Here is a 7215-nt window from a genome sequence, read left to right as displayed (position 1 = left end):
GTTGGAGCCGGCGCGGGTGTCGGAGTTGGAGCCGGCGCGGGTGTCGGAGTTGGAGCCGGCGCGGGTGTCGGAGTTGGAGCCGGCGCGGGTGTCGGAGTTGGAGCCGGCGCGGGTGTCGGAGTTGGAGCCGGCGCGGGTGTCGGAGTTGGAGCCGGCGCGGGTGTCGGAGTTGGAGCCGGCGCGGGTGTCGGAGTTGGAGCCGGCGCGGGTGTCGGAGTTGGGGCCGGCGCGGGTGTCGGAGTTGGGGCCGGGACGACACTACCTCCCAATTCAAAAGATCCGCTGTCCACGATCGCACCTGGAATGCTGTCGCCATCTTGAGGACGAGTCACGCCGCGCTGATCCGTAGTGGGTGCGCCGGTGGCAATCCCTGTATCAATTGCCGGACTTCCTGTCAGCAGCGGCCTGACTAAAGCGCCGTTGAGGTTTTGCAAAGGCCCAAGTAAGGGGTCTGCGATCGTAATACTTGCCGTCGCATTGAAATCGCTTCCGTCATTGGGATTTTTGGCCGGCCACTGAAAATTCCCTCCTTGATCGCTATATTGGGCGGTGACGTGTTGCTGAATGCCCCAAGGGTTTCCTCCGTTAGCCGCTGTATTGTTGGAAAGAATCGTGTTTTTGAGGGTGACATTATTGGCAGTGGCGAAGATACCTCCACCAACCCAGCCGGCAGAATTATCGGCGATCGTCGTGTTGAGAATGGTTGTGGGTGCACCAAGAGTCATTGCACCGCCGAGTTTGTTGAAATCACCAGCAGCAAACGCCGTGGAGTTGCCAGAAAACGTACTGTTAGTAATCGTAGTAGGGGCATTTCGCATCCACAGGCCGCCACCTTGATTGCCGGCTTTGTTGCCCGCAAAGGTGGTGTTGGTAATAGTCAATCCCTGGTTGGTGTTGTCGCTCAAAATTGTTACCCCACCACCGTTTCCAGGATTTCCACCGGGTAGCGCCAGAATTTCGTTATTTTGGAAGGTGCTCTTTTCCAAAATAACGTTGTCTTGGCTGCCGGTGAACAGATAAGCTGCGCCTCCTTCACCTCGACCTTTATTGTCTTGAAATACGCTATTGGTAATCTTAATTGTGCCGGAAGCTTCGCTGGGATTGCTGGCTCGATCGGTATAAACTGCGCCGCCGAAACCTCTTAAGAAAGAATTGGGCTGCCCTGTGGCGAAAGTGGCTGCTGTGGTGTCGTTGCCGATGAATCGGGAGTTGTCAATTGTCAGCTTACCTTGAAGGCTGTTAATTGCCCCGCCGTTAATTCCTTTGTTGTTGGTGAAGTCGCTGTTTGTGACTGTAAAAGTTTTGAAACTCAAAAAGCCGATCGCACCTGCACCGCGTTCATCGTTAGCTGCGGTGGCTACGTTGCCGTTGAATTTACTGTCGGTAACAGTCAGGGTATTGTTGAAATTACCAAAAATTGCGCCACCACCTTTATCGGCGACGTTGTTGTTGAACTGAACGTTTTCTACTGTGAGGTTTACTTCGTCGGTTGTGCCGATCGCGCCACCTCGATCGGTAGTTTTGCCGTTAGTAATAATCAGGTTTTTGACCACAAAATTGGTAGCAGTGGCAACGTTGGCGTTGACAAAAAACGCGCGGGATGCGTTGTTACCACTGATAGTTAAACCCGCTGCTGCGGCACCGTCAATCGTGATGTTTTTGCCAGCGGGAATATCGAGTTGACCGCTGGTGAGAGTAATGGTTTGGCTGGCTAAACCTGGAGCGAAGGTAATTGTATCACCGGCAACAGCGCTGGCGATCGCAGCCCTTAATGAACCCGGCCCGCTATCGCTATTGTTGGATACTACGATCGTAGCTAAATCACCTTGGTAACTTGTCATAGCCTCTGACTGCAAGGCTAAGGGAGATTCAATTTGGCCAGAGGCAAATTCTAAATTCCAGTCGCCGCTACGGCCGGTTGTGTTGGTGGATGCCGCAACGTCAGCCCCGGTTAATTGACTGAATTGATCGACGAAATTAGCACCTGTACCGCCTGCTACATCGCAGCCGTACAGCATGATGTCTGCTTGTGGGGCTAGTGAAGTTTGCCACTTTTCCAACTGGCTTTTGTATTGCTCTATGTTATCTGAACCCAGAGCGGTATTGCCTAATTGTAGGCTGCCAGAACTGCCGTGAGAAATAATGTGAACCGAGTCTATCGCCCCGTTAGTAGAGGCATATTTTTCCATCTCGGAGGTGATTTGTTCGATGCCGTTTTTGGTGCGATCGAGTATTACTACCTGCTGTCCCGGCAGCACTCCCGCTGTAATTGACTCGTAATCTTCCACGCCGGAGTCAATGAAGACTAAGGAGCGCAGTGGCATTTTTTTAAAAGCAGATTGTGAGTTAACTTGAGCGACTGTAGAACTCATATTGGAGACTCCATTAAGGGCATTATTAGTAGATACACCCCGGAGTAATCTCATCAGGCTTATTTGATTATATCTTAACACCAAATTTGGAGATGGTGTCATTTTAAAAATATTTTTAGTGATTTATTTTGCTCGGCATTGGCCTTTTGCATATTGAGTCAAAGGGAAATTTGAGCCTCTATCTATGGGAATAGATGGCAATATTAATCGGGACTTTTGAAATAAATCTAGGTTCTATTATCCAATTTTTTTTGACCTTATTTTGCTAATAGTAGCCTGAGTTGAGGGATGCGGAAATAGTGGAGGTAATTCACCTCCGAATAACTCCTCTTATATTTAGTATTTCTTATTGGAGTGTGAGATTTTACGTAGAGGGACAAGGCACTAGAGTTTCCCTAGCTGTATTTCATCCAAGGGATAACTGAATTATGTAGATTTTGAAGAATTCTATATGCTTTGAAGCTGCTAGGTTGGCGGTACACCCAAATACTGATTACCAGGACGTTTGGTCGCATTTACTAACAGTCAACACTGTCTAATATTAAGTGGAACCCATCGCGGGAAATCAATTGTCTTATGGGGTGCTACCGACACTGTGAGGACTGCCATCCTCACTACAAACGTGATTCAAATTATTCAGCGGGAGTTGATATGATTGCTGATTTAGTCAGATCGAAATCGTTGATTGCGATCGCGCCTGCGTCACTAATTACAATTGCATTCGATCCAGTCGCCCTCGGTACATTCCACACCCTGCATTAAATCACTCTCCTTAATTAGCAAAAAGTCGATCGCGCCCATCGCCGTTGCTTAGTATATCACTATCTCGATCGGCATAACACGAACCAAGTCCGCTGTTTTGAGTCCGAGAAGTATGCGATTTTGGCAATTGACTTTTGTATCGTTCTAGGTAATCTGAACTGAGGATAACAAAGCCTAATTGCAGTTGGCCCGATCGGCCGTCAGAAGTCGAGCCAACTTTGCCAATCTCTCTAAGGATAGAGGCATATTTTTGAAGTGCCGAGGTAATTTTCTCGATGCAGTCAGATTCCCCAGTCAAAATTCTGGAAACAAAATATCCACCTTCATTGATGCTGGAGTCCTTGAATACAAAACTTTTGGATGGGGAATTTGTGTATTCCAAGGCGGGAGTCGTTTCCCTTAAAGAAGTCAACATATTCCGTCCTCCAAAAGTGTGTTGAGCGGTAGATACAGCCTTGGAGTCAGAGCTTCTGAAACTGCCAGCAACCTTGTTGATGTCGCCCATTCTTATTTAACCTATCTATCAGTTTGCCCTATTTCTGCAGCACTGCCATCCGCGATCGCACGGAATTTATATTCTGCGTGTTTTCCCTTAGTTCCGGCAAACGCGCAATTACCGATCGATCCGGTATCCTATCCGTGATCCCACTTTCAAAAAAGAATGCAACTGTACGCCGGTGCTTGAAACCTCCATAGTCTTCAGTCATTCCCCCATCTAAAATCTAAAATCTAAAAGGGTATGACACTTAGTAGATTGGCCTCGCAACTGCACCGCTCAAGATTCTGTGGAAGATGGCGGTTTTTTCCCTGCATTGCGAATATTAATGATCTTGTTGAGTGCCTCAAACCAAAAAGCAGCCCCCATCGAAATAGCTACGCCGCTCAATATCCAACCAAACAATTTTGCAATCAAAGCCGGCCACAATAAATTCCCCTGCTTATCTCGTTCTAAGCTGTTCTGTTCGCTCCATCCAAAAGGCAGAGCTACCTGATCCAAAGCTCGATCGACATCCTGTTGAACTTTTGTCAGACTGGTTAAATTATTTGATTTAGTCTTAGCATTATTTGTCACCAACTGCTCAGCGTACAAATTAACAGTCGATCGCAACATCGAATCCTTCGACAACCGATTAATAATATGAATGCTATCAGCATTAGCAGCGACAGCGATCGCAGTTCCGAGCAAAATCGCTACCCCTCTAGCATTCCGCTTGTAAACACCAGAAGCACGCTCCATCGATTGGTCAAACCAAATTTCAATTTCTTTCTGAAACCGCTGCAACTGCTCTTGAGTATCTCCGCCGCTTTTTTCAGCGCGCTGCGCTAAAATATAAAGGCTGCGTTTCAAAGATTCTGGCATACTGTCCAAGGTTTCTTGAATTTGTTGATAAATCGGACTCTCCTCTTTGAGTTCCATAATTTCTGCTACAGAATCTTGACTTTTTTTAACAGTATTTAACAGATTGCTGAAACTCGGTTGTAGTTGCCCTAGCAGCGCCCCTCGCTCAATTTTGCTATCAAAACGAGCCTTGACAAATGCCATCTGCCTCTGAAATTCTCTCCCTGCCAGCTCGGTTTCTGGTAGATAAACCTGAGAATCTTTAATATAAAATCCTAGCTTTTCCGACATCCGATCTAAGCTGTTGCTCAAACTTGCTAAATTGTTTTGATAATCTTCAACAACTCGATTGAACTCCGCAGTCAGCCACCTAAATTCTTGCTCAATAATCGGTTTAGTAGAATCCGGTAAACTCAGATTTCCTCCAATCTGTTGAATTTGTGCTAATTGTAAATTTTTAAATCTTTCCAATCGGGTTTTAGAGATAGAGCTGAGCAAGCTAGAAACCTTTAAAGTCTCCAAAAGGCTAGCAGAAAAACACTCGGCTGGAATATAAGAAGGCCCACTGGATTTATTGCCGAAAACATTTTTAGTACCCGTAACTCCGTGGTACAAATCCCCCATGCGGTGCGTAACAGAGCGGAATCCTTCTGACAAAACCCCTTTCGCTCCCTGATTCAAATCCTTGATAATCGGATTGGCGTAAATCGAATGGGCTAACTGTCCGACTCTCTTAAATTGCAGGGGATCTTTCGATCCTTCGCTGCCTCCAGAAATTAGCACTTCGATCGACTTCTTTAAATGTTCCGCCCGCCACTGCCAAACAGTAGCAATCAGTTCCTGGATTTCCGAAGCTAGCAAGCTTAAAGTCAGGTAGATAAATACTAAGCCAATGATAATATCTATAATTACAGGCAAGTTCATGGTATTTTCCTAGTCGCGAATAACTGCTGTCTAAGTTTACCTTCAGTTTGGGACGCTCAAAACTCTCTTAACTTATGTCAGAAATCTTTCCATTCCTAAGCCGCAAACTGAAAAATCGTTGGAATGACAGCTTTACAGACAAAGTGTGGATGCTGGCTTTTCTGTTGGCTGCAGTGCTGATTTTCGGGATGAATCTGGGCGGCGTGGCTTTGCGGGATTGGGATGAAGGCATTGCAGCGCAGGTAAGTCGTGAAATTTGGCGCGGCAACTTAAACTGGCTGTATCCGACGATCGACTCAATGCCTTATTTGAACAAACCACCGCTGGTACACTGGCTAATCGGGCTGTGTTTTGCCGTCGGCGGTGTCAGCGAATTGACGGCGAGGTTGGTACCGGCGATGCTGACAGCCACTTCAGTGCCCTTGCTTTACGCCATTGGCAGGGAGTTGTTTCCTCCGCGTTCGATCGCCATTTTTTCTGCCCTCGTGTATCTGACGCTGTTACCGGTGGTGCGGCATGGACGTTTGGCGATGTTGGATGGAGCAGTTTTGTGTTTTTTGCTGGCGGCGATGTGGTGTTTGCTAAGATCGCGCCGGGATTTGCGCTACGCTTTGGGGGCAGGGATTGGGTTCGGACTCATTTGCCTGACTAAGGGCGTGATGTTGGGGCTACTGCTGGGTGCGATGGGCTGTATTTTTTTGGTTTGGGATACCCCGCGACTCCTCACTTCTGGGTATCTTTGGGGCGGATTGGCGATCGGAACATTGCCAGTAGCTGCTTGGTATTTTGCCCAATGGCTGCACTACGGCAAATATTTCATCCACATTAATTTAGTTAACGAATCTTTCCGGCGAATTTCGGAACCTGTAAGCAGTCACAGAGGCCCGCCTTGGTACTATCTGTTAGAAATTTTTAAATTAGCTTGGCCGTGGCAGTTATTTTGGCTACAAGGGCTGCGTCTGAGTTGGGAAAATCGCAGTTTTGCAGGGCCAAAATTAGTATTGGTTTGGACTGGAGTATATCTGCTGGCTATTTCTGTGATGACTACTAAATTGCCGTGGTATGTTTTGCCAATTTATCCAGCTTTTGCTCTTGCCGTTGGCAGTTATCTCGCTGAAGTTTGGGAGCAACTGTGGCTGCCACCAGAGCCGATCAAAGAGGAAGCAGAAGAACGTTTTGATGCTATTTCTTTGTTGCCTCATCCCGCGATTTTAGCAGTGCTGGGTGTAGTGGCTGTCGTCGGTTGCGTGTACTTTAGTGGCTGGGTACGGATCGGGGGACAAATTGCGCCTCCAGAGCGAGATTTGCAGTTAATGCTGATGTTTGTAGCTTTGACAATGACAATGGCGGCCGTGTTGCTGCACCGCAAAGACCGGCAGTTTATATTAGTTTTAATTTGGGGAACTTACCTGACGCTATTGGTATTGGTGGCTTCAGATAACTGGGTTTGGGAACTGGCGGAGGATTATCCCGTTAAGCCGATCGCCGAAATTGTCCGCACAGGAACTCCGGCGGGTCAACAGGTGTTTACTTCTCACCGCTTGGGCCGTCCATCGCTGAATTTTTACAGTCAACGCCAAGTTATTGTCGCCGACGCGCCGACGCTAAAACAGAAATGGCAATCTCATCCTCAACCTTATTTTCTGTTAGAAAAACCAGTTTTAAAACATTTAGGTTTGCAGAATGCTGAGATTGTCAAAGCAGCAGACGATTGGGTTTTGGTAACTAAAAAGTAAGTTAATAGTTAATAGTCCCTCCTTGGGGTGGGTGAGATAACTTTCGATTGTCTACTGTTGCTTCAGATGGACAGCCTTACCG

Annotated in this window: 5 protein-coding genes; 1 reads left to right on the top strand and 4 read right to left on the bottom strand. The window is 47.2% G+C overall.

Features of this window, described 5'->3' with window-relative positions; translation table 11 throughout:
• The 4 genes from QUB37_RS05610 to QUB37_RS05595 form a co-directional block, all read right to left on the bottom strand.
• A partial coding sequence (locus QUB37_RS05610; RefSeq protein WP_333159913.1) for a DUF4347 domain-containing protein occupies window positions 1–2372 on the bottom strand: 2372 nt, incomplete at its 3' end.
• 772 nt (window positions 2373–3144) lie between these two features.
• The gene (locus QUB37_RS05605; RefSeq protein WP_333159911.1) at window positions 3145–3549 is read right to left on the bottom strand and encodes a DUF4347 domain-containing protein; all 405 of its coding nucleotides are present in this window, start codon (window positions 3547–3549) and stop codon (window positions 3145–3147) included.
• 118 nt (window positions 3550–3667) lie between these two features.
• The gene (locus QUB37_RS05600; protein ID WP_333159909.1) at window positions 3668–3841 is read right to left on the bottom strand and encodes a hypothetical protein; all 174 of its coding nucleotides are present in this window, start codon (window positions 3839–3841) and stop codon (window positions 3668–3670) included.
• A gap of 68 nt (window positions 3842–3909) precedes the next feature.
• Complete coding sequence (locus QUB37_RS05595; protein WP_333159907.1) at window positions 3910–5397, bottom strand: hypothetical protein; 1488 nt, start codon at window positions 5395–5397, stop codon at window positions 3910–3912.
• Window positions 5398–5471: 74 nt separating this feature from the next.
• On the opposite strand from QUB37_RS05595, the gene QUB37_RS05590 reads away from it, so the two are divergent.
• Window positions 5472–7133 carry a glycosyltransferase family 39 protein gene (locus QUB37_RS05590; protein ID WP_333159905.1) on the top strand — a complete coding sequence of 554 codons (1662 nt, stop codon included), beginning with the start codon at window positions 5472–5474 and terminating at the stop codon, window positions 7131–7133.
• The last annotated feature ends 82 nt before the right edge of the window (window positions 7134–7215 follow it).

The sequence above is a fragment of the Microcoleus sp. AT3-A2 genome, assembly GCF_036705685.1.
In the GTDB taxonomy this organism is placed as follows: domain Bacteria; phylum Cyanobacteriota; class Cyanobacteriia; order Cyanobacteriales; family Microcoleaceae; genus Microcoleus.
The sequence above is the reverse complement of the archived record's forward strand: the minus strand, read 5'-3'. Positions and strand labels throughout refer to the sequence as shown.